Annotated in this window: 26 protein-coding genes; 19 read left to right on the forward strand and 7 right to left on the reverse strand. The window is 62.2% G+C overall.

Going from position 1 to position 21,328, the window contains the following annotated elements:
• Window positions 1-178: 178 nt before the first annotated feature.
• Window positions 179-1,060: a HEAT repeat domain-containing protein gene (locus tag EB235_RS16725; RefSeq protein WP_155256325.1), complete on the reverse strand. Its 882-nt coding sequence runs from the start codon at window positions 1,058-1,060 to the stop codon at window positions 179-181.
• Window positions 1,061-1,182: 122 nt separating this feature from the next.
• Complete coding sequence (locus EB235_RS16730; protein WP_032925438.1) at window positions 1,183-1,635, reverse strand: MarR family winged helix-turn-helix transcriptional regulator; 453 nt, start codon at window positions 1,633-1,635, stop codon at window positions 1,183-1,185.
• A gap of 74 nt (window positions 1,636-1,709) precedes the next feature.
• Here EB235_RS16730 and EB235_RS16735 point away from each other — a divergent pair, with 74 nt between their 5' ends.
• From EB235_RS16735 to EB235_RS16755, 5 genes are all read left to right on the forward strand, one after another.
• Entirely contained in the window at window positions 1,710-2,879 is a 1,170-nt protein-coding gene (locus tag EB235_RS16735; protein ID WP_245268790.1) for an FAD-dependent oxidoreductase, read from the forward strand.
• Window positions 2,880-3,091: 212 nt separating this feature from the next.
• Window positions 3,092-3,559 (forward strand): hypothetical protein, encoded by a 468-nt coding sequence (locus tag EB235_RS16740; RefSeq protein ID WP_155256323.1) that lies wholly within the window; start codon window positions 3,092-3,094, stop codon window positions 3,557-3,559.
• A gap of 100 nt (window positions 3,560-3,659) precedes the next feature.
• A complete protein-coding gene (locus EB235_RS16745; RefSeq protein WP_080680764.1) occupies window positions 3,660-4,415 on the forward strand; it encodes a terminase large subunit domain-containing protein in 756 nt (251 codons plus the stop codon).
• Window positions 4,416-4,515: 100 nt separating this feature from the next.
• Window positions 4,516-6,210 carry a cell wall hydrolase gene (locus EB235_RS16750; RefSeq protein ID WP_080680763.1) on the forward strand — a complete coding sequence of 565 codons (1,695 nt, stop codon included), beginning with the start codon at window positions 4,516-4,518 and terminating at the stop codon, window positions 6,208-6,210.
• 54 nt (window positions 6,211-6,264) lie between these two features.
• A complete protein-coding gene (locus EB235_RS16755) occupies window positions 6,265-6,543 on the forward strand; it encodes a hypothetical protein (RefSeq protein ID WP_027029910.1) in 279 nt (92 codons plus the stop codon).
• 99 nt (window positions 6,544-6,642) lie between these two features.
• Here EB235_RS16755 and EB235_RS16760 read toward each other — a convergent pair whose 3' ends face one another.
• Entirely contained in the window at window positions 6,643-7,062 is a 420-nt protein-coding gene (locus EB235_RS16760; protein WP_155256321.1) for a hypothetical protein, read from the reverse strand.
• A 363-nt stretch (window positions 7,063-7,425) separates the two neighbouring features.
• Here EB235_RS16760 and EB235_RS16770 point away from each other — a divergent pair, with 363 nt between their 5' ends.
• Window positions 7,426-7,581 carry a hypothetical protein gene (locus EB235_RS16770; RefSeq protein WP_210266777.1) on the forward strand — a complete coding sequence of 52 codons (156 nt, stop codon included), beginning with the start codon at window positions 7,426-7,428 and terminating at the stop codon, window positions 7,579-7,581.
• Between the two features lie 65 nt (window positions 7,582-7,646).
• Entirely contained in the window at window positions 7,647-7,868 is a 222-nt protein-coding gene (locus EB235_RS16775) for a hypothetical protein (RefSeq protein ID WP_245268788.1), read from the forward strand.
• A gap of 38 nt (window positions 7,869-7,906) precedes the next feature.
• Here the strand turns inward: EB235_RS16775 and EB235_RS16780 are convergent, their stop codons facing one another.
• Window positions 7,907-8,194 (reverse strand): hypothetical protein, encoded by a 288-nt coding sequence (locus tag EB235_RS16780; protein WP_027029906.1) that lies wholly within the window; start codon window positions 8,192-8,194, stop codon window positions 7,907-7,909.
• Between the two features lie 289 nt (window positions 8,195-8,483).
• Here EB235_RS16780 and EB235_RS16785 point away from each other — a divergent pair, with 289 nt between their 5' ends.
• The 4 genes from EB235_RS16785 to EB235_RS16800 all read left to right on the forward strand — a co-directional run bounded on the left by EB235_RS16785 (window position 8,484) and on the right by EB235_RS16800 (window position 12,144).
• Complete coding sequence (locus tag EB235_RS16785) at window positions 8,484-8,807, forward strand: hypothetical protein (protein ID WP_027029905.1); 324 nt, start codon at window positions 8,484-8,486, stop codon at window positions 8,805-8,807.
• A gap of 274 nt (window positions 8,808-9,081) precedes the next feature.
• Entirely contained in the window at window positions 9,082-9,651 is a 570-nt protein-coding gene (locus EB235_RS16790) for a hypothetical protein (RefSeq protein WP_027029904.1), read from the forward strand.
• Between the two features lie 385 nt (window positions 9,652-10,036).
• Entirely contained in the window at window positions 10,037-11,827 is a 1,791-nt protein-coding gene (locus tag EB235_RS16795; RefSeq protein ID WP_032925436.1) for a portal protein, read from the forward strand.
• Window positions 11,824-12,144 carry a hypothetical protein gene (locus EB235_RS16800; RefSeq protein WP_027029903.1) on the forward strand — a complete coding sequence of 107 codons (321 nt, stop codon included), beginning with the start codon at window positions 11,824-11,826 and terminating at the stop codon, window positions 12,142-12,144. The genes EB235_RS16795 and EB235_RS16800 overlap by 4 nt, the downstream gene beginning before the upstream one ends.
• Window positions 12,145-12,160: 16 nt before the next feature.
• On the opposite strand, the gene EB235_RS16805 is transcribed toward EB235_RS16800, so the two are convergent.
• Both EB235_RS16805 and EB235_RS16810 read right to left on the reverse strand, forming a co-directional pair.
• Window positions 12,161-12,475, reverse strand: coding sequence for a hypothetical protein (locus EB235_RS16805; protein WP_027029902.1), 315 nt, complete (start codon window positions 12,473-12,475; stop codon window positions 12,161-12,163).
• A gap of 140 nt (window positions 12,476-12,615) precedes the next feature.
• Complete coding sequence (locus EB235_RS16810) at window positions 12,616-12,936, reverse strand: YMGG-like glycine zipper-containing protein (protein ID WP_027029901.1); 321 nt, start codon at window positions 12,934-12,936, stop codon at window positions 12,616-12,618.
• 256 nt (window positions 12,937-13,192) lie between these two features.
• Here EB235_RS16810 and EB235_RS16815 point away from each other — a divergent pair, with 256 nt between their 5' ends.
• Complete coding sequence (locus tag EB235_RS16815) at window positions 13,193-13,765, forward strand: hypothetical protein (RefSeq protein ID WP_027029900.1); 573 nt, start codon at window positions 13,193-13,195, stop codon at window positions 13,763-13,765.
• A gap of 11 nt (window positions 13,766-13,776) precedes the next feature.
• Here the strand turns inward: EB235_RS16815 and EB235_RS16820 are convergent, their stop codons facing one another.
• Window positions 13,777-14,199 carry a DUF7674 family protein gene (locus tag EB235_RS16820; protein WP_027029899.1) on the reverse strand — a complete coding sequence of 141 codons (423 nt, stop codon included), beginning with the start codon at window positions 14,197-14,199 and terminating at the stop codon, window positions 13,777-13,779.
• A gap of 98 nt (window positions 14,200-14,297) precedes the next feature.
• Here EB235_RS16820 and EB235_RS16825 point away from each other — a divergent pair, with 98 nt between their 5' ends.
• The 7 genes from EB235_RS16825 (at window position 14,298) to EB235_RS16855 (ending at window position 21,326) form a co-directional block, all read left to right on the forward strand.
• Window positions 14,298-15,209 carry a hypothetical protein gene (locus EB235_RS16825; RefSeq protein WP_027029898.1) on the forward strand — a complete coding sequence of 304 codons (912 nt, stop codon included), beginning with the start codon at window positions 14,298-14,300 and terminating at the stop codon, window positions 15,207-15,209.
• A gap of 43 nt (window positions 15,210-15,252) precedes the next feature.
• Window positions 15,253-16,242, forward strand: a complete 990-nt coding sequence (locus tag EB235_RS16830; RefSeq protein WP_027029897.1) for a hypothetical protein — start codon at window positions 15,253-15,255, stop codon at window positions 16,240-16,242.
• A 134-nt stretch (window positions 16,243-16,376) separates the two neighbouring features.
• Window positions 16,377-16,679, forward strand: a complete 303-nt coding sequence (locus EB235_RS16835; protein WP_027029896.1) for a hypothetical protein — start codon at window positions 16,377-16,379, stop codon at window positions 16,677-16,679.
• Window positions 16,680-16,810: 131 nt separating this feature from the next.
• The gene (locus EB235_RS16840) at window positions 16,811-17,332 is read left to right on the forward strand and encodes a hypothetical protein (RefSeq protein WP_027029895.1); all 522 of its coding nucleotides are present in this window, start codon (window positions 16,811-16,813) and stop codon (window positions 17,330-17,332) included.
• 148 nt (window positions 17,333-17,480) lie between these two features.
• Window positions 17,481-18,131 (forward strand): hypothetical protein, encoded by a 651-nt coding sequence (locus tag EB235_RS16845; protein WP_245268787.1) that lies wholly within the window; start codon window positions 17,481-17,483, stop codon window positions 18,129-18,131.
• A gap of 24 nt (window positions 18,132-18,155) precedes the next feature.
• On the forward strand, window positions 18,156-20,573 hold the full coding sequence (locus EB235_RS16850; protein WP_245268786.1) for a hypothetical protein: 2,418 nt from the start codon (window positions 18,156-18,158) through the stop codon (window positions 20,571-20,573).
• Between the two features lie 81 nt (window positions 20,574-20,654).
• Window positions 20,655-21,326 carry a hypothetical protein gene (locus EB235_RS16855; protein WP_032925434.1) on the forward strand — a complete coding sequence of 224 codons (672 nt, stop codon included), beginning with the start codon at window positions 20,655-20,657 and terminating at the stop codon, window positions 21,324-21,326.
• The last annotated feature ends 2 nt before the right edge of the window (window positions 21,327-21,328 follow it).

Here is a 21,328-nt window from a genome sequence, read left to right on the forward strand (position 1 = left end):
GAAGGTGGCCTCGCGAAGCGAGGTCGGATGAGGGGTGTTCCAGCGTGGCGCTGACGGCACTCCGTCACCCACCCCTCAACCGTCTCGGCGCCGCGCGCCGATCCACCTTCTCCCTCAAGGAGAGAAGGAAAGGCCGCGCTCACACCATCTCCCGCACTACCGCTCGGTCAGCGGCAATTCAGGCGGTTGCCGGCAATGATGAATGCCAGACCGCATGGTGTGATATCTGTTTGTGCTCGATGCAATCGGCTGCCAGTTTGCTGATTTCGGGATCGGCGGACGCCCGCGCCCATTCGACGAAAGCATCGACAACCACCAATCTCGCCCGGCTGGCCAGCCCAACACCGTAGCGCCGCACCACTGGCTCGGCATGGTCCAGCATCGCACGGATCATGCCTGCTGCATCGTCCTGCCACTCCTCGGAAACTTCGGCTATCGCCGAAAACGGCGTTTGCGGCCTGAGCAATGCGGCGCGCTGGCGCGCAAGCTTCAACTGCCAGTCTTTTGCAAAGCGCACGAACTTGACGGCTCTTGTGCGCACGCCTTCATGCTCGTCATCAAGAGCAAACAGGGCTTGCGCCAGATGGTCGCCATGTTCGCGTGTGCTGCATCGCAAGATAGACTCCACGGCATCGAAGCGCGTGCGCGGGTTGTCATCCCCCAGCAGTGCTGCCAGCTCGCCCACCATCGAACTTATGTTCCGGTTTTGAAACGTGGCAAGGAATGCGCCTGTCGCTCGTGTCCGGGCGTTAGCCGAGGCGAGCAGGAGACGCAGGCTTTCCAAGGGAACCGTCTTGCCAAGCTCGCCAAGAAAATCGCTCGCAAGCGAACCATCGTCGTTATCGGAGGGCGACAGCAGCCGCTGCAGCATCTGCGGACCCGTCATGGCATTTCTCGATTTGCCGAGCGGCACCAGGATCTTGCCGCCTTCACTGAAATAAAGATGTGCAACTTCGCTGTCCTCGGCGGACAGGCGCATCGCGTCGAATAGATCTGTCATGGCAAAGAGTGGCTTTCCCACCCGCGTAGAGTAGAGGCTGCGCAGAAGGCGCCAGCCCAAGACGCATCGGCCACGCCGATGCGGGGCGAGACCTAGCGCATAAAACGATAAAGGAAAAGATGGGTGGGCGCAGCTTTGTTGTCGCTTCCGTATCTTTCACCCTGGCGTCGAGTTCTGTGGCCTCACTCCACTTCCCGCGCCACCATACGGTCCAGGTTTTCATTCAGCCGTCGCAGCAGATCCAGAAACGTCGTCACCTCGTCCTCGCTGAAACCGGCCAGTGCCTGTTCCGAGCCTTCATGCAACGCCTCGCGCGCGGCGGGCAATTTCGCGAGCGCTGCTTCGGTCAGCGAAATCAGGCTGCTGCGGCCATCGTTGGGATCGGGCGTGCGGTGGATCAGGCCGTCGCGCTCCATGCGGGCCAGCATCTGCGCCATCGAGGGCTGCTCGATCTTGGCGAAGCCGGCCAGTTCCTTCTGCGACATCGCCCCGCCGTCGCGTAGCAGATAGATCACCGGCATCTGGCCGATGGAGAAGCCGAACGCTTTCACCCGGCGCTCGCCGAGGCGGGCGAAGGCGCGCGAGGCCATGTTGATGAGCGGGGCGGGGTTTTCGAACAGTTTCCAGCCGGTCATGATTTCCAGACTTGCATTGGTACCTATATTTATTTATATAGGCTCCTATATAAACCAATGCGAGACCCCTGTCCATGACCGGAATGACCAAGACTTTGCGCATCGCCATCATCGGCGCCGGCCCCGCGGGCCTGACGCTGGCGCGCATCCTCCACTGCAACCGCATCGCCGTCACCGTCTTCGAGCGCGAAGAACATGCATTCGCCCGGCCACAAGGCGGCACGCTCGATCTGCATGCCGAATCCGGCCAGCTCGCCTTGCGGCGCGCCGGCCTGGAGGCCGAGTTCCTGCGCATCGCGCGCTATGAGGACCAGGGCAGCCGGCTCTACGACAAGGACGGCCAACTGATAATGGCCGATGACGACGACAGCGGCGACCGGCCGGAAGTCGACCGCTCGGCGCTGCGCGACATCCTGCTCGCCTCGCTGCCGGAAGGCACTGTCCAATGGGGCAAGGAATTGCGCGAGGTCTATGCGCGGCCCGACGGCGCCTATGATCTGGCCTTCGGCGTCGAGATGCTCGGCCCGTTCGATCTGGTCGTAGGCGCCGACGGCACCTGGTCGCGGGTGCGGCCGCTGGTGTCACGCTACCGGCCGCAATATTCCGGGCTGACCTTCATCGAATTCGGCATCGACGATGTCGACGCCAGCCACCCCAAGATTTCGCAACTGGTCGAGCGCGGCAAGATCGGCGCCGAGGGCGACGGCCGCAGCATGATCGTGCAGCGCAACGCCAATGCGCATCTGCGGGGATATGCGATCTTCCGCGTGCCGCCGGACTGGGCGGAGAGGACGTTCGATTTCACTTCTCCGGCAGCGGCCCGCGCGCGCCTGATCGCCGAATTCGACGGCTGGGCGCCGGAGCTCGTCGCGCTGATCGCCGCCAGCAATGACCATATCGTGGCGCGTGGCATATACGCGCTGCCGATCGGCCATCACTGGCCGAACCGGGTTGGCGTGACGCTGCTGGGCGACGCCGCCCATGTCATGTCGCCGTTCGGTGGCGAAGGCGTCAACGCTGCCATGCTCGATGCCGCCGAACTCGCGCGTCATCTGGTGAAGGCCGGCGATTGGAAAGAGGCGGTGAAGCTCTACGAACAGGAGATGTTCGAGCGCGTGGTGGAACCCGCCACGCATGCCGCGGAAGCAGCCGCGACCGAGCTGTCGCATATCGGGCTCGAGCTGACGCTGGAGCATGTGCGGCAGCATGCGCAAATGCGGGCTGAGATGGCGGCAGCTGGGTGAGGGGTGCAGGTCTTGGATTTCCTCTCCACATCAGCTTTGCAGAGACATCGCCGCCGGTCACCCCGTTGCCAAATAGCGATCCGCACCTAAACTGATGGTGCAGGTGTCCTGGGATCAGGTCTATGAACAGGCGTACGGTGTTGGTGGGCGGTCTGTCGTCGCTTGTCGTGTCGCCGGCAGGAGGCGCCGAGGTGCCAAAGACGTTTCCTCCGGTGCCGAAATGGCGGCCGTCGTTTTCACAGCCCATCGATCGCGTGGAGGATCGGTTTGGCTATTACTTCAACCAGGGGAGTGATTTTGCCATCCTTGAAAATGGCACCTGCGTGCTGACGGAGACCGGGCTTTCCGACGACGAGGCATGCAAGGCCGCCCTGCAGACGCTTTCGCTGATCTACAACTATCATCCGGATATGAAGCCTTCCAATATGGATGATGGCAATGTGCTGGTCAGCTATAATCATCCCGCCTTCAATGTCGTGCTTTCCGATGTCGCGAAGGCTCACTGGGCGGAGATCGAGGCGCGCCACCGGGATGGGCTGACGCCGGACGAGGTGCTGATCACGCCGCTGGGACAGAACGTATTCGACGAGCTTGGCAAGAAGGCGCTGCTCGGCCGGTGTTACATGTTCATGGATGCGCAGGCGCCGAAGGTGATCCGTATCAAACGCCGGGCTGTGTGATCCCTGGCCGGCAATCAGGCCCACAGCCTTTCGGTAAAAACGCGCCCGAACAACAAGATACAGCCCGTATCTGCCAGACTGATTCAAACCGGGGTCGTCGATGAGTCGACACGTCACCTTCATGACCATCGACGATGCCGGGCATTACTCGCCCGACGAGCGCGCGGCGATCGTTGCCGCTTATCCGGCACACGAGCGCGAGGCCCGCGCGCGCGGCATTCCGGTGCTGGGCTCGGGCCGCATCTTTCCGGTGGCGGAGGAACTGATCGCCTGCGAGCCGTTCCGGCTGCCGCGCTACTGGCCGCGTATCGGCGCGCTCGATTTCGGCTGGGACCATCCGTCCGCCGCAGTCGAGCTCGCCTGGGATACGGAGGCCGATGTCGTCTATGTCACCAAGGCCGTGCGGGCCTCGCAGCAGACGCCGGCGATGCAGACGCTGACGCTCAAACCGTGGGGCGAATGGCTGCCCTTCGCCTGGCCGCGCGACGGCCGCCGCGAGACGCTGGAAGGCGCCGGCGTGGCGCTCGCCAAACAATATCAGGCGCACGGGCTGAACATGCTGACCCGCCACGCGCAATTCGCCGATGGCTCGGTCTCGGTCGAGGCCGGGCTGATGGAGATGCTCGACCGCATGCAATCCGGCCGCTTCAAGGTGTTTGCGACGCTGGGCGACTGGTTCGAGGAGTTCAGGCTTTTCCATCGCAAGGACGGCCAGGTTGTAAAACTGCGCGACGATCTGATGGCGGCGACCCGCTACGGCGTGATGATGCTGCGGGAAGCCGTGGTGGATCCCGCCGAGTTCAAGGCGGCGCGACGGCCGGCGGGGCAGAGCGATCCGCTGGGCGCGTTCAGATGAGCGCCGAGCAGCTTTAGCTTCGTCCTCCAAACTCAATCCGAAAATCCCTAGCCGCGACTTCCGGCAGTCGCGGCCGTGCGCAACCAACGGTGCGGAAAACATGACCATTTTCACCGAAACCACATTTCGACGCTGGCCACAGGGCGATATGAATGCGGATGCGACGGGGCCATTTGCTGAGGCGGCGACCCAGCCGTACACGATGCTTGGCGCGTCGCCGCCGCAATCGAATTCCCACGCTGATGACCTGCTCGTCAGGCTCGCCGGTGCGTATCGAGCGAGGGAGGAGGAGGAGGGATCGGGTTCAGGGGAGATCAGCAGCTCCGATGTGCAGGCCATGTTGGCGGCGAGGGGTGATCGCGTTCGCCAACTCACGCCGGATGAGCGGATAGGGCAGGTATTTCAGGACGGCCTGCCGACCGACACTTTGCTTGCCGAGCTTTCACCCGGCATCGTCGACGGCCCTGTCCAAGCCGCGCACGCCACAAATGCGGAAAGTTTGATCAATGCCGGCGCCCATGTTGACTTCGCTTCCCAGGATGCGCGAGCGGCCGTTTCAGGTAGGACTGCCTATTCCGGTTCAACGCCCGGCCCTGAGCAGTTCGCCGCCGTCTTCGGTGCGGAAGAGGGCGGAAAACAGTACAAGACCTTTAAATGGCGGGCTGATGTCAGCCCCTATCTCGCCAGCATGCGCGTCATGCCAGCAAGCGACATTGACACCATGCTCGACGTCGCCATGCCTGCCAGGAATCCGTACAACCCGAAGAAGGCTCCGGAGCTGTATAAGCAGGAACAGGCCCGTTATGATCGGGAGATGGCAAAGTATGAACAGGAAAAGCCACGCTACGATTTGATCAATGACGCGGCCGCCCTGATCCTGCAAGACCGGCAGGTCGACCCCGCGGCCTATGTTCGCCAGGTTCTGCCGAGCGTGGATGCCGCGTGGAAACAGGTCGCCAAGCCGCAGGATTTCGGCGCGGCCGTCGCGCAATCTTTTGCCGCCCAACGGCAATTGGGCATCAAGAATGTCCAGCCGCTCCCTCTGCCTGTCGCTAGGGACCTGATCAAGACATGGAACGACGGCAGCGTGACACCGGACGCAGAGGACGCCGAGCGCCAGGTGCTTGAAGCCGTGTCCGATCCGAAGCAGCGCGCTGCCGTCGCCAAGCAGCTGGCTGGTGTCAGAGCCGCTCAGCCAGAAACGCCAGCGGACGCGTCGGATGGCGAGCCGGACACCAATGTGGCTGGTGTGGGCGAGCCCGCGCAGCCCGCAAAAAGGCAATTCACGAAGGTGATCGACTTGTCGCCAGCGGACATTCTCCGGTTGAAGAAGACACTGATGACCGAATGGTTTGTCAAGGATGGAGATGATGAGGCCAAAGGTATCATCGATACGATCCTGAACCGACTGGCATCAAAGCACTGGGGGAACGACGTATCCCAGGTGGTTAATTCTTGGGCTCAGTTCTCTGATGTTAATAGCGTAAGGACCTTGCCCCATGGTCGGAACAACGTAGATCAGCTATCTGCAAATGATCCGCGTTTCGCGAAATCTTCGAAAATGGTCGATGATTATCTAGCGCAACGAGCGGCGGGTGCGCCTTCTGTGGTCGGTGACAATCTCAATTATGCCAATCCCAAGGTTTCAGACGCGAGCAACCTTGTCTGGATATATAAGCTGGATGGCCCAAAGCTTGGACAGCATTGGCATGGTACGGTTGACGAGCTTCGAAAATTTCGCCCCGGGGAATTTGGCATCAACCTGCCCAAGGACTATTATCCTTCCGTGCCCTAGTAGGGCAACAGCGATGCACACTCTACCACCAAGAGTTCAAAAGGTTCGCAATCAATGCGTCTGGTTTTGTCGATCTGCATTTCTCTCAGCCTTGTCTATGTAGCCCCGGCAGCGGCGATCACGCTTTCCAACAAAGAATGGAAGGCGTTTTCCTGCGTTCTGAGCAAGGCACGCGACCAGGGTAACCCCGACGTCGCGGCCGGCTATGCAATCGACGAATGCCCAACGGAAGGGCTCAGTGACGCACAAAAGGAACGGATCAGGGATCTGGTCACCCGTCGGCTGATGAAGGAATACGGCTTGACGTGCCTGGGAACCGGGTGCGGCGAGTGACATGTCATTGCGCCGAAACTGTGCTTTTATCGGTCGCATGCATGTGACCGACGTGAACCTCCAGACTGTGGCGGAGAGAAAGCCCAGTGTCACAGTATCCTATGGGGCACAGCCGACATCAACAAGGTTGAATCTCGTTTCGCTGCCGTCATCGGTCCGCACAGTGTAAAAAGCATTGGGATCGGATTCCGCTGGCCTCCAGTTGAAGTCTTTGAGGGCCTCGGAGTCTACCGCAAACATGTAGGAGCGCATTGGACCATAGATAAATCCATGGTCGCCTTCTTTCGTTAGTATCTCCGCAGCCGTGGCTGGCTGCAAAAGGTTTTTATCTTCTGTGAAGACGGCTTTGCCGAAGCCTTGTCTGATGACGGTTACGACAATTCCCGACTCGGATGATCTGAAAAGCACGCCCTTTGTACAGCTCTTCGGCGAGGTATCTATCTGATCCATGTCGTCCGACTGGGCTGCATCAATTGGCAAAGCGACCATTACCGCTACGGCGAAAATGAACGATCGCAACGATACCTCCTATGGTTGTATTTCGTATGCTAAAGCCTCATTTTGGTTGTGGCAAGTGTTGCGGCCAGGTTGTGAAGCTTCGCAACGATCTGATGGCCGCGACCCGCTATGGCGTGATGATGCTGCGGGAGGCGCTGGTGGATCCGGCAGAGTTCAAGGCCGCGCGACGGAAGGTTGGGCAGAGCGATCCGCTGGGGGCGTTTCGGTGAGGGCGCCTGACAAAAAACTCCACCGATATTGGACGTCCGCAGCTTGTGTTCCTGCGAACACGGCATCAATAGAGGTTATCGCGGCAACACATATCTGGGGGAGTTTATGGAATCGGAAAACTCACTGCTCGGGTACTTCATTTCCTGGATACCTATGCTGATTTATCTCGTAGCCAGCCTTTGGGTATCGATCTGGCTTACGTTCAAGCTGATCCGCGTTCAGCAGGCTATGGTGCGGGCGCAGGAAGGCATCTTGGCCAAGCTGACCGACATGGACAAGCGGATGTCCGGAAAGCCGAGCCAAGAGTAGGTACTCGCTCCGCCATGACGCCAAAAACACTACACCAGATACCAACACCCGATGGAGGAGCCGTAGTGCTTCTCGACTGGATGGATGTGCCGGATGGCTGCAACCTCGTCCGGGTAGACGAGGTGGGCGAGATTCTCTGGAAAGCTGTTCCGCCTCGCAATCCCGGAGATTGCTTTACCCAAGTCAGAAGGGACGGGGACGTTCTGAAGGCCTACACGTACAGCGGTTATCTCGTGTCGATTGGTGTCGACGACGGTACCGTCACTGTCTTGCAGTTCACGAAATAGGTCTTGGGCACGCAGGCAAGTCGATGCCAGCAGTTTACTTAGGGCAAGTCGTTGTCGAAATCGTCTCGAATGGTACCGCCAAGCTTCTGTCGCAAAGCCCGCAGAACGGTTAGCACCACCTCATCCTTTTCGTAGTGGCGGCCGCTGACATTCGCCATGATTGCAAGGCCGCCATCGTCCTCCAACGTGACGATGTCGAAGTAGGCAATGGGATCGCCATCGGCCGCCGACAACAGCCACGGCTCAGATTGTCCCGGCAAGGTCGCACCAAGCCTGTCTCGCGCCTGTTGCTCGTCTGCCAGTTCTTCGAGGAAATAACTTTTCAACGTCGTTCCTTCTCGATTTGCTTTCGGTGCCGGTGGCCCGTGACGCCGACAACCCAGTCTCTCCAAAAACTTCGATCCGACAAGGCCAGCAAACGCGGCCGCGAGCGTGCGCGCGATCCGGCCGTGCCGCGACCGTCGGTGCCGCCGCAATAACGAAGGCCATTCAACATTCTTGAGTTCCGGACCTGGCTGGTTTCGCCCAAGTCGCCAAACTGACGATATCGCGCGGCCTCTTTCAGAATGAGGCGTACGATGGTCCGTTAGGATTCGACAGCAAGGGAGGAAACAAATGCCAATCGGAGAAGCGGTGGAGTATCTGCATAAGTTGCGCAGAGAGGCGATCCATGCGGAAGCGGGCAACGTCAAAGGCATCACGCGTCATTTGCAGATGAACATTGGGAAATCGCGCGACCTTTTGGAAACGAGCCAGGCAACGGATGCAGCTCTGGCGCACCTGCTGGAGTCAGGCAACGCGCTCATTTGGGAACTCGCGCCTATTTCGAAACAGACTGCCGCGCTGAGGAAAGACAAGATTTCTGGCTTAAGGCACGCCTTTGAAACGGCGTTAAACATGGCCATTGAGGAAGTCAGGAAGGCGAAGCCAAAAGCCTAGACTGGGCACGGCCTCTGCACCGCCTTCCAGGGGCGAGACGTCTATCGGTTCGTCATCCTCGGGCTTGACCCGGGGATCCATTCCGTGACGGCCGCCGAGGATTGCGGCGTATCAGAATTCTGATGTTGCGGCGTGGATCCCTTGGGCTGCGGAGCAGCTTCAGGGGTCTGCGACGCGTCGCGTCGCTCCTTGCTCCGCCCTAGGATTGACGAAGCAGGGGCGCGTTGGCGCTTCCCTTCGTTTGATGGCTTCGCCGACTGCCGGAAGTCCGTCCATGACCGTCCGCATCATCCCCGCCACGCTCCGCGACCTATCCTATATCGCCGCGAACCTGCGCCCCGAAGACCGCGCCGAGATCGACTGCCAGCTTGACCATTGGTCGCCGGCGCTCCTGGCGCTGACCGCGCTGCAGGGCTTTGCCTATGTCGCCGAGTTGGACGGTAATCCGGAGGCTGGATTTGGCGCTGCCGAGCAGCGGAGCGGGCTGTGGATCGCCTGGAGCTGGGGCACGCGCCGCATCAGGCGCTGCGTGCCTGGGATCACTGCGCACCTCCATGCCGTGCTGGCTCGCCAAGTCGCGGCACGGGGCGCCTGGCGGGTCGAGGCCCGCGCACTGGCCGCCAATGAACTGGCGCTGCGCTGGCTGGGCCGGCTGGGCGCCACGCAACGCTGCCTGCTGCCGGGCTACGGCCGTAACGGCGAAGATTTTTTCCTCTACGACTGGACAAGAGAAGGCTGGAACCATGTGTCTGTTTCAAAAACCACCGGAACTGAAGCCGCTGCCGCCGGCGCCGACCGTGCAGGACAAGGATGTGCAGGCGCGCGAAGCGGCACTGCGGGCTGAGCTCGACCAGCGCCAGGGCACGGCGAGCACCATCAAGACCGACCTCGCGCCGTCGAGCCTCACCGGCCAGCGCCGCGTGCTCTTGGGGCTTTGACCATGACCGCGATGAAGCGAAGCTTTCGCAAGCGCGTGCTGGACTGGTGGTACTGGCGCCGGCATGCGAGGTTGCTGAAGAAGCGGTGACGCACTTCACCCTCCCCCTTGTGGGGAGGGTCGTGGCTCAAATCGCGCGGCACGCGCGGTTTGAGCCACGGGGTTGGGGGTCTGCGCCGCCCCCACCCCGTCTCTCTCGCTTTGCTTTGCAAAGCGAGCTCGCCGACCCTCCCCACAAGGGGGAGGGTGAACGGCGCCGCGCCCTCATAAACCCATCCCCAGCGAGGCACCCATGACCGATTCCCGCGCCCGCGATATCCTGTCCCGCCAATCCGAGCTCGAGACCGAGCGCAGCCAGTATGAGGCTGTGTGGGAGCAGGTGGCGGAGTTCTGCGACCCCGACGCGCCCGACATCTGGAGCGGGCGCCGCAGCAGCGGCCCGGATTCCCAGGCCGAGCGGCAGGAGCGGCGGGGCTCGCGCGTCTACGCCAACACCATCAACTCGGCCGCCAATCGGCTCGCCGCCGGGCTCGAAAGCCTGATCATCCCGCAGTCGGAAAAATGGCATGGGCTGTCGACGGCGGAGATGAATGACGAGGAGACCGACGAGGAGAAGGAATGGGCGGAGGCGCTGCGCGATTTCCTGTTCTCGCTGCGCTATTCCGCCAATTCGAATTTCGTGCCGGCAACCCAAGCCTGCCTGCGCAATGTCGTGCGTTATGGCCCGGCCTATCTCTATGCCGAGGAAGGGTTCGGCAACACGCTGATCCGCTATGCCTCGATCCCCGTGGTCGAGGGCTATCTCGCGCGCAACCGCTGGGGCCAGGTCGATATCTTCCATCGGCGCTACGAGCGCACGGCGCGGCAGGCGGCGCAGCTGCTCGGCTATGAAAAACTGCCGGCGCGCATCAAGGCTCTGGTCGACGATCCGGCTAAATGCGAGACGAAAATCTCGCTGATCCAGTGCGTCCAGCCGCGCGACGAGCGCAAGATGTATCGGCAGGGCTCCCGCACCCAGTATCTCGACACGGCGTTTGCCTCCTACCACGTCATCGAGGACGAGGAGGAGATTGTGCGGGAAAGCGGTTTTCGCACCTTCCCGGTGTCGACCTTCAACTGGCGCCGCTACGAGGGCGACCCCTATGGCATCTCGCCTGCTATCGAGGCGCTGACGACCGTGCGTGAAGAGAATGCCGTGCGCCGCTCCGGCTTGCGCGCGCTGCAGCAGATCACCGATCCGGCCACCGCCTCGAAGGCGAGGCTCGACTATGTGCCGGTGCTGAACCCCGGCGAGAATTATCCGGGCCTCATCGACGACAATGGCAGGCCGCTGATCGCGCCGATCACCACCGGGCAGAACCCGACCTATGCCTTCAACTATGCACAGAGCCGCGCCGACGAGATCCGCGACATGATGTTCGTCAATTTGTTCCAGACGCTGGTGCAGAACCCGCAGATGACGGCCACCGAAGCGCTGATCCGCCAGGAGGAGAAAGGCGCGCTGCTCGGGCCGTCCGGCTCGATCATCCAGGCGGGTTTCGCCACCAATCTCGACCGCGAGCTCGGCATACTCGAGGACAAGGGGCTCTATGACGAGGACAGCCGCTTCCTGCCGCCGGAAAGCCTCGCCGGCAAGACGGTGCGGCCGACCTTCACCGGTCCGCTCGACGTGCTCAGGCGCTCGGCCGAGGCGCGCGACACCATCCAGGTGGTGACGACCGCCATGCAGATGGCCCAGTTCGATCCCGGCGTCATGGACAATATCGACAGCGACGAGGCGATCAAGATCGTGCAAAGCGCCGGCCGCAGCCCGCAGCGCATCTTCCGGCGCAAGGAAGAGGTCGACGGGCTGCGCGACGCGCGGGCCAAAGCTCAAACTGCACAGGCCGGGATGGCGGCGATCGCCACCGCCGGCAAGGCAGCCAAGGACGCGGTGCCGGCGGCTGTGCAGGCGCGCGACAGCGGCTTGCTCGACGGGTTGCAGAACATGCTGCAGGGTGCGGGTGGTCAAGGTGGACAGGGCGGCGGCCAGACTGGCCAAGCCATGCCTGGTGGCCAGGCCCCGGCAGGTGGCGGCGCATGAGCACCAAACGCTTCGCCCGCGCCAGTCAAGCTGGCGGCCCGGCCAAAGCGCGGGACGCGCTGACCAAGGCCTATCTGCGCGTCTTCTCCGGCGAGGACGGCGAGATGGTGCTGGCCGATCTCGCGGCGACGGTCGGCTACTACAGGCGGCCGTCCTACGGCGAATGGATGGCACGAACCAGAACGCCCGAAGGCTTCGAACTGCACAGCGCGCTCAGCAACGCGCGGGCCGAAGTGGTGCAGCACATTATGGGGTTTTTGACCCTGGACGCAGCGCAGCTTGCGGCGCTGGAGAAAGCGGCGCGGGCTGAGGGGTAGGGGAGCACAAGCTTGGCTAGAATTTGCTCAGATCCACAATGATGCGCATCGGGCTGGTTTTGACGCCCGGCGGCCAACAGCGCTGGACCGATTTAGAAAGCTGCCTGGCCGCTGCAGCCGCCGCTTCGGAATGTGGTTCATAAGACACGACGGCGACCGACTTGACCTTGCCGGCCTTATCCAGGGTCACTTCGAAAATGGCTTTGATGTGATCGTCGACGGCGGCAACCGGCAAGACCAGGCAGCCAAAGATCTGGTCAATGTTGATGGCTTCTTTGGCCTGTGCGGAGACTGAACAAGCAACCAGCAGTAAAGCTGTCAGAACTCGCATCGTCACCCCTTTGGAGAGGAGACGATAGCGTCGAAATGCGTTGAGGATAAGGGCTAGCGCCAGCTTTTCAGGCCTTGGCGCCGCCCCTCATCCCCCTGCCGGGACCTTCTCCCCGTGAACGGGGAGAAGGCGGCTAACGGTCAATAATTGCCGTTATAGTAGCGGTCGTCGCAGCGCGCGGTGTAGATGCGGCCGTCGCGGTCCTGGTAGCGGCACATCTGTTCGCCGCGGGGCTGCTGCGGGGTGGTCGCCGAGCCGACGACGGCGCCAAGCAGCGCGCCGCTGGCCGCGCCGATGACCGTGCTCTTGGTGTTGCCGCCGATCGCCTGGCCGACGAGGGCACCGCCGGCGCCGCCGATCAGTGCACCTGTAGTGGCCCGCTGCTGCCCTTCAGTCTGTGACTGGCAGCCGGCGAGTGCGGCGGTCATCAGCACGGCGGCAATGGCTTTGTGAAAGGTCATGCGAGGTCTCCCTTAAAGGTCTGAAATCCCTATCGATCGTCCCGTGCGGGCGCATTGCGGCGGAACGGGGGCACGGGCGCTCACGATATAAGACATGGTTTCTCGGGCGTTGATGGTCCGGGAGGCCAAAACATCGCTTTCGAACAAGGCGCTAGCATTGCTTGCTGGCAAAATGATTCAGGCTCTTCGCTTGCTCCTTGCCGGCTGACGGCGAGGCCAGCGGCCCCCAGAACCCCACCAAGAATGGAGAAATGCCATGACCCGAGGTCTTCCCCGGACGCTTGCCCGTACTGCTGCCCGCGAGGCGGGCCTCGCCCCGCCCAAGCTCGGCCTGAAGGCCGTGACCACGGGGCAGGGTGGTGCGTTCCGCACCGTGTTCACCTTCGCCGGCATGCAGGTTCCGGTGACCGACGCGCTGGCCTGTGCCTCGCAGAAGATCTTCGATTTTTCCGACGGCAAGGTGCGCATCAAGGGTGGCACGGCCAGGCTGCAGTTCGCGGTGCCGACCACCCGCGCCTCGACCATCAACGATAGCGCCGCGCTGACCTGGTCGCTCGGCTCGGCGGCTGCGTCCAGTGCTGCGCTGGCTGGCACCACGGTCAATGTGCTGGCCTCGACGGCGCGGACGCTTGATGGCGCAGGCGCCGCACTCTCCACCGCCTCGACCGCCGATATCGTGGCAGCGGCGACGCTGGATGGGACGGCGACGCCGGTCGACCTCTATCTCAACCTGGCGTTCGCCACCGGCACGGATATCGATGCGGACGGGACGATTGCCGTGACCGGCACGATCACGCTGTTGTGGGAGAACTGGGGGGATAACGTCTAAGCCGGCCGGCGTTAGGCAAGCGGCGTTCCGGCTGTCCAAAACGCGTCGACTTTGGTCCACCAGATGGTCGACTGGGGTTGCAGCCATTGCTTGAAGTCATCGGGGCTCGTCGTGCGATGCAAGCTCGTGTTCTGCAGATCCTCGAGCAGCCCAACGATCGCCGCTTCCCGCACATAGTCATCGCCTTCAATGATCCAACCTTCGACAACGCCAAAGATCTCGCCGAAGCGGTCTGTCTCCCCGGCGTGTAGATTGCGGATGAGATGGAGCGCCAATTCCGACAGCGCGAGGTACAGCGGGGCCTCATCGGCGTTGCCCCATTTGTCTTGGAATCTCTCCCATTCGCTGTGAAACGATGGGTCGAGCTGCAGGAGCCGCCCGAACATGTTCGAGCGGTTGAACGTGAAAACCGTGGATTCGTTCTCGTCGGTCACGTCTTCTTCTCGCCCGAAGCCATCGGGCTGACAAGCTCCTCTACAGTCCAGACCTGACAGTCGGACATTTCCTAAACCTCTGACAAGGAACACATCACATGACAGATCTGGCAGATTCCGGGTCCGTGGCGGCGCATGCGCAACCGGCGGGCAACCCAGTACGGCCACCGGCAGGCGCGGATAACGGGTCCGCTGCGCCTGGCGCCAAAAGTTGGTTTGACGGTCTTTCCGAAGGCAACCGCAAGCTCGCTGAAACCAAGGGCTGGACCAAGGCCGAAAACCTCGATCGGGTTTTCACATCCTATGCGGAGCTGGAGCGGCAGCAAGGTGAGAGCCTGCGCATTCCAGCACCTGACGCATCACGGGAAGACTGGGAGCGTTTCCATGCCCGGCTGCCCGAGACCATGCGTCCGGTCACCTCGTCGGAGAAGGTCGAGTACCGCAGGCCGCAAGGCCTGCCGGAGAACTTCGCCTATTCGGACGAGCTCGCCAATGCGTCCAAGGCCTGGGCGGTCGAAGCCGGTGCTTCGCCAAGAACCGCGCAGGCCTATCATGACAAGTTCGTCGGCTACATGGCCGAGCAGGCGAAAGCCCAGGAGATCGCGATCGCCCGCTCGGTGGAAGCCACCCATGACGACCTTGTCAAGGATTGGGGGCCGACCGACAGCGACGGCTTTCGCCAGAAGCTCGAGGTCGCCAACCGGGCGATGAAGAAGCTCGGTCTGGTCGACGCCTACAAGGCGAAGGGTATCCTTCTGCCTGACGGGGCGCTGACCGATCCGCAGATCGCCAAGGCGTTCCAGGCGATCGGCGAGGCGATGTTCAGGGAAGACACGATCGACGCCGGTGCCCGTTCGAGCGGAGCCAATCCGTTCAAGCGCAACGCGTCAGGCGAACGCAACCTGACGGCCATTTCAGCCCTCGTCAAAAGCGACCCCGCCCGTGCAAGGCGGCTGGCTCGCGAGGCGGGAGAAAATCCGGATCTCTGGATGCCGAACCACCCGCTTTGACTCTCAAGCTCACCGCCAAACCCCAACCTGAAGGAAGAGAAAAATGGCAGATGCCTACACTCGTATCGCGGACGCGATCGTTCCGTCCGTCTACGCGCAATATGCTTTTGAGGAACACGTCCAGTCGCTCGAAATTTTTCAGGCCGGAATCCTGTTTTCCGACCCGGCCATCTCGTCGAAACTGTCGATGGGCGGCCGTTCCGTCGACATGCCCGGCTGGAAGGATCTCGGCAACGACCCTTCCGAACCGGTCAATGACGATCCAGCCGATTCCATCGAGATGAAGAAGATCGGCTCGCGTCGCGAGGTCGCGGCCCGCAATGTCCGCGCCCAGGCGTGGGGCGTTCCGGACCTGACCTCGATCCTGGCCGGCGACGATCCGCAGAAACTGATCGTCAAGCGGCAGACCGAGTACTGGCAGCGCGCCAACAAGCTGACCTTGCTCGGTATCCTCAAGGGCGTCGTCGCCGACAACATCGCCAATGACGCCGGCGACCTGGTGCGCACCACTGGCGCCTCCATCGTCGATACCGACATCATCGAGGCCGCCTATCTGATGGGCGACCGCGCGGACAAGTTCAAGACGATCTGGATGCACTCCAAGCAGATGAAGGCGCTGAAGCTCGCAGACCTCATCGACTATGTGCCGTCCTCCGAACAGGGAGGGCCGCTGATCCCCTACTACATGGGTCTGCGCGCCGTGGTCGACGACGACATTCCGGTGACGGCGGGCGTCTACACCGCCTTCATGTTCAAGGACAAGGCGATCCTGTGGAACGAGCTGCCGGTCAACACCGAGGGCGGACCGCTGGAGTTCGACCGCAAGCCGCGCCAGGGCCATGGCGGCGGCGTCACCGAAATGGTCGGCCGCCGGCATTTCGTGCCGCATGTTCCCGGGACCCGCTTCCTCGACGCCTCCTCGGCCGGCGAATTCGCCACCGACGCGGAACTCGCGCTGGCGGCGAACTGGGACCGCACCGCGTCCAGCGTCAAGAACATGACGTTCATCGCGCTGAAGACCACCGAGGCTTGATCCGGCCGAGGCGAGAGGCGGGGCACTGCGTCCCCGCCTCTTGCAAAAAATGATCTAATTGTAATGGGTGACGTAACTGTTTAATTTTCGAGGGCGTCTAGGACAGCAGTCTACTGCGGCGCGAGAATATTGGTTTGAACTGGTTCCTCCTTGCCATCACGATAAGCCTTGTACTCTCGGCGCCGTTCCAATTGTACGGCGGCCATCTTCTCGGAGAGGAAATCGAGGCTGACCCTCCAAAGGGCAATTCCGTGTATTCGACGCTCTATTCAATTTCGACATGGGCAAAGTATGGCGCCCTCAAGCGCCAGGCCGATCGGGGCGATCGTTTCGCCTGGTGGTGCTTGCTGTTGTTCGGCTTGCAGTTGGTATGGTGTGCCCTCGTCGTTTTGGCGATGTTCTCCAGCCCGATCTGGCGCAAGTGGCTGGGCGGATAGTTCGAACTCGCTCGCAGGCTAGAGCGTTGTCGCTCCAAATGTTGATTCCGCGTGGCGTGGTTGGCTGGTTTGGGGCAGACTGATCGGAGAGTCACTCAGCCGTTCCGCGATCAGAAGCAGCGATCTGTCCCATGCGCCTTATAGCCACAATTCTATTCCTGCTTTCCGTCGTGGCGCCTGCCGTTGCCGGCAAGATTTCCGAACCTGCCAAGGGCGTAACGCTGTCCTACAACAGCAGTTTGTGGTCGGCGACGCTCGACGACAAGGACATCGTCCTGTCCTGCATGGGTGAGACTTGTGGCGGCGATTGCGATGTGGTCCTGACAATGACCCCCACAGGTCTGACCTCGCACGAATTCTTCGATCGATTCCGAAACGAGATAAACAAGAATACTATCGTCAAGGCGTCCCAGTCCGGTCTGGATCCCGTTGTCGTCGACAAACCGGCCAACGTCACGGTAGCCGGAAAGGAAGTCTCTATCTCTTCTGTCCGTCTCAAGCTTTTGGGCTCGCCCGCGCGGGAGTGGATGATGGTCGAAGAGGCATCGTTCGGGGTGGCCACGCTAACCTGCAATAGCAGCGAAGATGAATACGAGATCGCCAGGAAGACGTGGTTGGATCTGGTGAAGGGCATTGTCATTCCGAAGAAGTGACGGTGGCTCTAATCCCACTTCGCAATGAACGAATGAAGAGGCGTTGAAACTGCCGATCTTCTCCGGGAGCGGGGAGATTGGCCGCTCTGTTGGCGGACCAAATCATTAACCCGAAAATTCCCCAAGCCGCTTCGCAGCGGCTTTTTTCATGCCCGGAGACAATCATGACCCTTGCTCTACCCACATGGACGAGGCGCTGACCATGGCCATCACCCCGCTCGATATCGCCAACATGGCGCTCGCCGTGCTCGACGAAGCGCCGATCGACAGTCTCGACCAGGACGTCAAGGCTGCACGGCTCCTCAACCTGCATTTCGACCTGACGCGAGAAGCAGAACTCGCCAAGTCGGCCTGGGTGTTCGCCATCCTGCGCGCCACGGTCGTGGGGGCGGCTACCGGCAGCGATTGCGGCCTGACCGTCGCCTATGAACTGCCGGCCGATTGCCTGCGGCCGCTGCCTTTGACCCACAATGGCGAACCCGATGGCGTGCCGATTTCGTGGCGCCAGGAGGCCGGGTTGATCTACTCCGATCAGCCGGGTCCGCTGACCATCCGCTATATTGCTAACCTCACCGATCCCAACGATTGGGACGCGCTGTTCACCGAGGTGCTGGTCGCGGCGCTCGCCATCAAGGTGGCGCATCCGCTGACCCACAAGTCGGGCATGATCGACATTGCCCGCGCGGCCTATGACCGGGCCTTGGATGCCGCCTTCAACGCCAATGCCGTGCAGCATGGCGGCCGGTTCTACACCGCCTCCTGGTCCACCCAGCGCGGCGACAACAGGGTGACGCGCTGATGACGACGCTCTATCCAGTCCAGGATGTTTTTACATGCGCGCGCCTCGCTCGATTTCTATCGGGCGGCACTCGCCAGATGCGAAAACTTCGTCACGCTGCCGCATGGCGGCATCCGCAGGCGCGGCGGCACCTATTTCGTCGGCGAGGTCAAGACATCGGCGAAGAAAACGCGGCTCATCCCGTTCATCTTCTCGGCCGACCAGGCCTACGCGCTGGAATTCGGCGACCAGTATATCCGCGTCTACGCCTATGGCGCGCGCGTCGGCACGGTGGAGGTGGCCTCGCCCTATCTCGAAGCCGACCTGTTCGAGCTACAATACGTGCAGTCCGCGGACCAGATGTGGATATCGCATCGCAACTACGTGCCGAAGGTGCTCACGCGGACCACTCACACGACGTGGACGCTTACCGATTTCGAATTTCTTGACGGGCCCTATGACCCGATCAACGATACGGCGACGACGCTGAAACCAGCCAACACCGGCCACGCCACCCCGAAGATGACATCATCCTCGGCGCCAAGCGGCACAGTCACCGACGATGGTTCGGGTACAAGCTCGTGGAAGGTGTTCGACAGGGATATCACCGGCTCGGTGACAATGACGACAGGCAGCAGCGGCTTCCTGCAATACCAGTTCCCGAGCGGGCAGGGGAAAGTCGTCAACGCCTACTGGATCGCGGCTTCCGACAACGCAGCCAAATACGCTGATACTTCGACGCAGTGGACGCTCTATGGCTCCAATGACGGCGTCAATTATATCTCGCTCGACGGCAGGAGCGGCGAAAGGGGATGGTCCGGTTCGGAGGTTCGCTTCTACGAATTCCAGAACAAGGCGTCCTATGAGTACTACAAGCTGTCCTTCTCCGGTGGCGGCGGCGATGATGCCACGAACACGTCGATCGCCGAGTTCGCGATGGCCGAGGCTGGCGATTCGATGGTGCCGTTCGACCTGACCGCCTCCGCCACGGCTGGCATCAACGATGGTGCGGGTTTCCAGACAACCGATGTTGGCCGGGTGATCCGCCTGCTTGGCGCCGATAATGTCTGGCGCTGGGCCAAAATCACCAGCCGGACAAGCGCCACGGTGGTCAAGATCAGGCTTTACGGTCATGCGCTGCCCGACCTGTCGCCGATCACACGCTGGCGGCTCGGCACCTTCGTGCCCGGCAAATATGTCGAGAGCGGTTCGCTCTATGAGGAACGCCTCGCCTTCAGCCGGAAATTCTCGGTCTATGCCTCTGCCACCGGCGACTTCGACAATTTCGCCCTGGGCGAGAAGGATGACGATGCGCTGGAGTTTATCCAGGCCGGCGGCGGCCAGGCCAACGACATCGTCTGGATCGCCGATTCGGACGGCGCGCTTTTGATCGGCACTTCGGGTGGTGTGCGGGCGCTGTCGGGTTCGGGCATCGACGAAGCGCTGACGCCGTCCTCGTTCAAGAACCGGCGCTCGCGCACCTTCGGCTGCGCTCGTATCCGCCCTGTCGATGCCGGCCAGTCGTTCCTCTATGTCACGCGCTCGCGCAAATCGATCGCCGAGCTGACGCAGACCGCGCAGAGCCGTTTCACGTCGGACGATGTCGGCCAGATTTCCGAGCATATTCCCAAGCAAGGCGTGGTCGAGCTGGCCTTCCAGACCGACCCCGATCCGCTGCTGTGGTTCCCGCTCGATAATGGCGAGCTGGGCGGCTATACTCATCAGCCATCCCAGGAAGTCAGGGGTATGCACCGGCATCGCCTGGGAGGCGCTTTCGGTGGGGCCGATTGGGCCGTTGTGGAAAGTGCCGCGGTGACCCCTGGCCAGGACGGCAATGACGACCTCTGGCTGGTGGTCAAGCGCACCATTGGCGGCGTGACCCAGCGCTATATCGAGATCAAGACCGCGCCGTTCGAATATGGCGCCATCGCTGATGCGTTCGAAGTCGATTGCGGGCTGACCTATACGGGTCTTGCTGTCACCACGGTGGGAGGCGCCATGCATCTCGCCGGCCAGTCCGTCGATGTGCTGGCCGACGGCAACGTCTATCGCGGCCTGACCGTCAGCGGCGGCGGCACGGTGACGCTGCCGGGCGGCGCGACCGCCGCCAAATGGCAGCTTGGCCTGCCCTATGCGGCTGGCGCCGACACGCTGGAGCTCGATGTCGGCGGCCGCGACGGGTCCATCATCGGCCGCCGCAAGAAGGTGGCCAAGGTGATCCTGTCGCTGCTGGAGACAGACACCACGGGGCTTGAGGTGCAGTCCTTCATGCGCGGCCGCTGGGAACCGGTGCGCATGCCCTCGATCGTCGCGCCCGACGGAGGGGCAACGCTGTTCACCGGCAATGTCGAGGTTCCGATCGACGACAGCTGGGAAGGGCAGGGCCGGGTGCGGATCCGTCACGTCAACCCGACGCCCTGCACGATCAGGGCGTTCACACCGGTGTTCGACGCCGAGCCCTAGTTAAAGCCGCCGATCTCCCCCACAGGTGGGGAGATTGGCAGCTTCGCGGACCGCTCCACTCTCCTCATAAGGACCTCACCCGTGACCACATCCCCCCATGCCGAACAACTCGGCAGGGCGCGGACGGCTGCCGAATACGCTGCCGTCATCGCCTTGCTCGACACCGACCTCAACGACGCGCGCACCCGCAAGAGCGAACTGGCGAAAGCCGAGGACCGCGCGGTCTTCGGTGATGGCGACCTCGCTGCCGCGCGCGCCGCGCTCGACGATTGCAACGACCAGATCGCGCTCCTGGAAAAGACCATCGATGCCGCCGGCAAGCGCCGCGCGGAGGCGGCGCGCGGCGAAGCCCGTGCCGACATTGCCGCGCTTGGCGAGGAGATCAAGGCCAGGTCCGTTGTGCTTGGCCAGCGCTGGCGCAGCGTTCACCGGCTGGTCGAGCAATTGCGTCAGGACTTGTTCGAGGCCGATGCGCTCGCCCGCTCCATCGCCACCGCCAACGGCCTGTTCGACGCCGCCGGCGTCGCCGACCTCAAAGTCAATTTGACCACGGCCCGCCGCGCAGCGATGGCCGGCGCGCGGGCCGCCCCACCGGCGCGGCTCAGCCGGCCGGCGCTGCAGGCGGACAGGATGCTGCTCTCCTTCCTCAGCCCCGGCGGCGCGCTCGATCCACGCCCGGCGCTCGGCGCGCCGGTGGACGGCATCAAAAGCAAATTCATTCCCGCAAGCCCCTCCTTGAGCGAACGAGGCTGAAC

It is taken from the genome of Mesorhizobium loti R88b (assembly GCF_013170845.1).
Lineage (GTDB): Bacteria > Pseudomonadota > Alphaproteobacteria > Rhizobiales > Rhizobiaceae > Mesorhizobium > Mesorhizobium loti_B.

Coding starts and splice junctions, on each gene's coding strand:
- EB235_RS16730 (WP_032925438.1), bottom strand. CDS start 1,635: ATGACCGGCTGGAAACTGTTCGAAAACCCCGCCCCGCTCATCAACATG.
- EB235_RS16735 (WP_245268790.1), top strand. CDS start 1,710: ATGACCGGAATGACCAAGACTTTGCGCATCGCCATCATCGGCGCCGGC.
- EB235_RS16745 (WP_080680764.1), top strand. CDS start 3,660: ATGAGTCGACACGTCACCTTCATGACCATCGACGATGCCGGGCATTAC.
- EB235_RS16750 (WP_080680763.1), top strand. CDS start 4,516: ATGACCATTTTCACCGAAACCACATTTCGACGCTGGCCACAGGGCGAT.
- EB235_RS16755 (WP_027029910.1), top strand. CDS start 6,265: ATGCGTCTGGTTTTGTCGATCTGCATTTCTCTCAGCCTTGTCTATGTA.
- EB235_RS16770 (WP_210266777.1), top strand. CDS start 7,426: ATGCTGATTTATCTCGTAGCCAGCCTTTGGGTATCGATCTGGCTTACG.
- EB235_RS16785 (WP_027029905.1), top strand. CDS start 8,484: ATGCCAATCGGAGAAGCGGTGGAGTATCTGCATAAGTTGCGCAGAGAG.
- EB235_RS16790 (WP_027029904.1), top strand. CDS start 9,082: ATGACCGTCCGCATCATCCCCGCCACGCTCCGCGACCTATCCTATATC.
- EB235_RS16795 (WP_032925436.1), top strand. CDS start 10,037: ATGACCGATTCCCGCGCCCGCGATATCCTGTCCCGCCAATCCGAGCTC.
- EB235_RS16800 (WP_027029903.1), top strand. CDS start 11,824: ATGAGCACCAAACGCTTCGCCCGCGCCAGTCAAGCTGGCGGCCCGGCC.
- EB235_RS16805 (WP_027029902.1), bottom strand. CDS start 12,475: ATGCGAGTTCTGACAGCTTTACTGCTGGTTGCTTGTTCAGTCTCCGCA.
- EB235_RS16810 (WP_027029901.1), bottom strand. CDS start 12,936: ATGACCTTTCACAAAGCCATTGCCGCCGTGCTGATGACCGCCGCACTC.
- EB235_RS16815 (WP_027029900.1), top strand. CDS start 13,193: ATGACCCGAGGTCTTCCCCGGACGCTTGCCCGTACTGCTGCCCGCGAG.
- EB235_RS16825 (WP_027029898.1), top strand. CDS start 14,298: ATGACAGATCTGGCAGATTCCGGGTCCGTGGCGGCGCATGCGCAACCG.
- EB235_RS16830 (WP_027029897.1), top strand. CDS start 15,253: ATGGCAGATGCCTACACTCGTATCGCGGACGCGATCGTTCCGTCCGTC.
- EB235_RS16840 (WP_027029895.1), top strand. CDS start 16,811: ATGCGCCTTATAGCCACAATTCTATTCCTGCTTTCCGTCGTGGCGCCT.
- EB235_RS16845 (WP_245268787.1), top strand. CDS start 17,481: ATGCCCGGAGACAATCATGACCCTTGCTCTACCCACATGGACGAGGCG.
- EB235_RS16850 (WP_245268786.1), top strand. CDS start 18,156: ATGTTTTTACATGCGCGCGCCTCGCTCGATTTCTATCGGGCGGCACTC.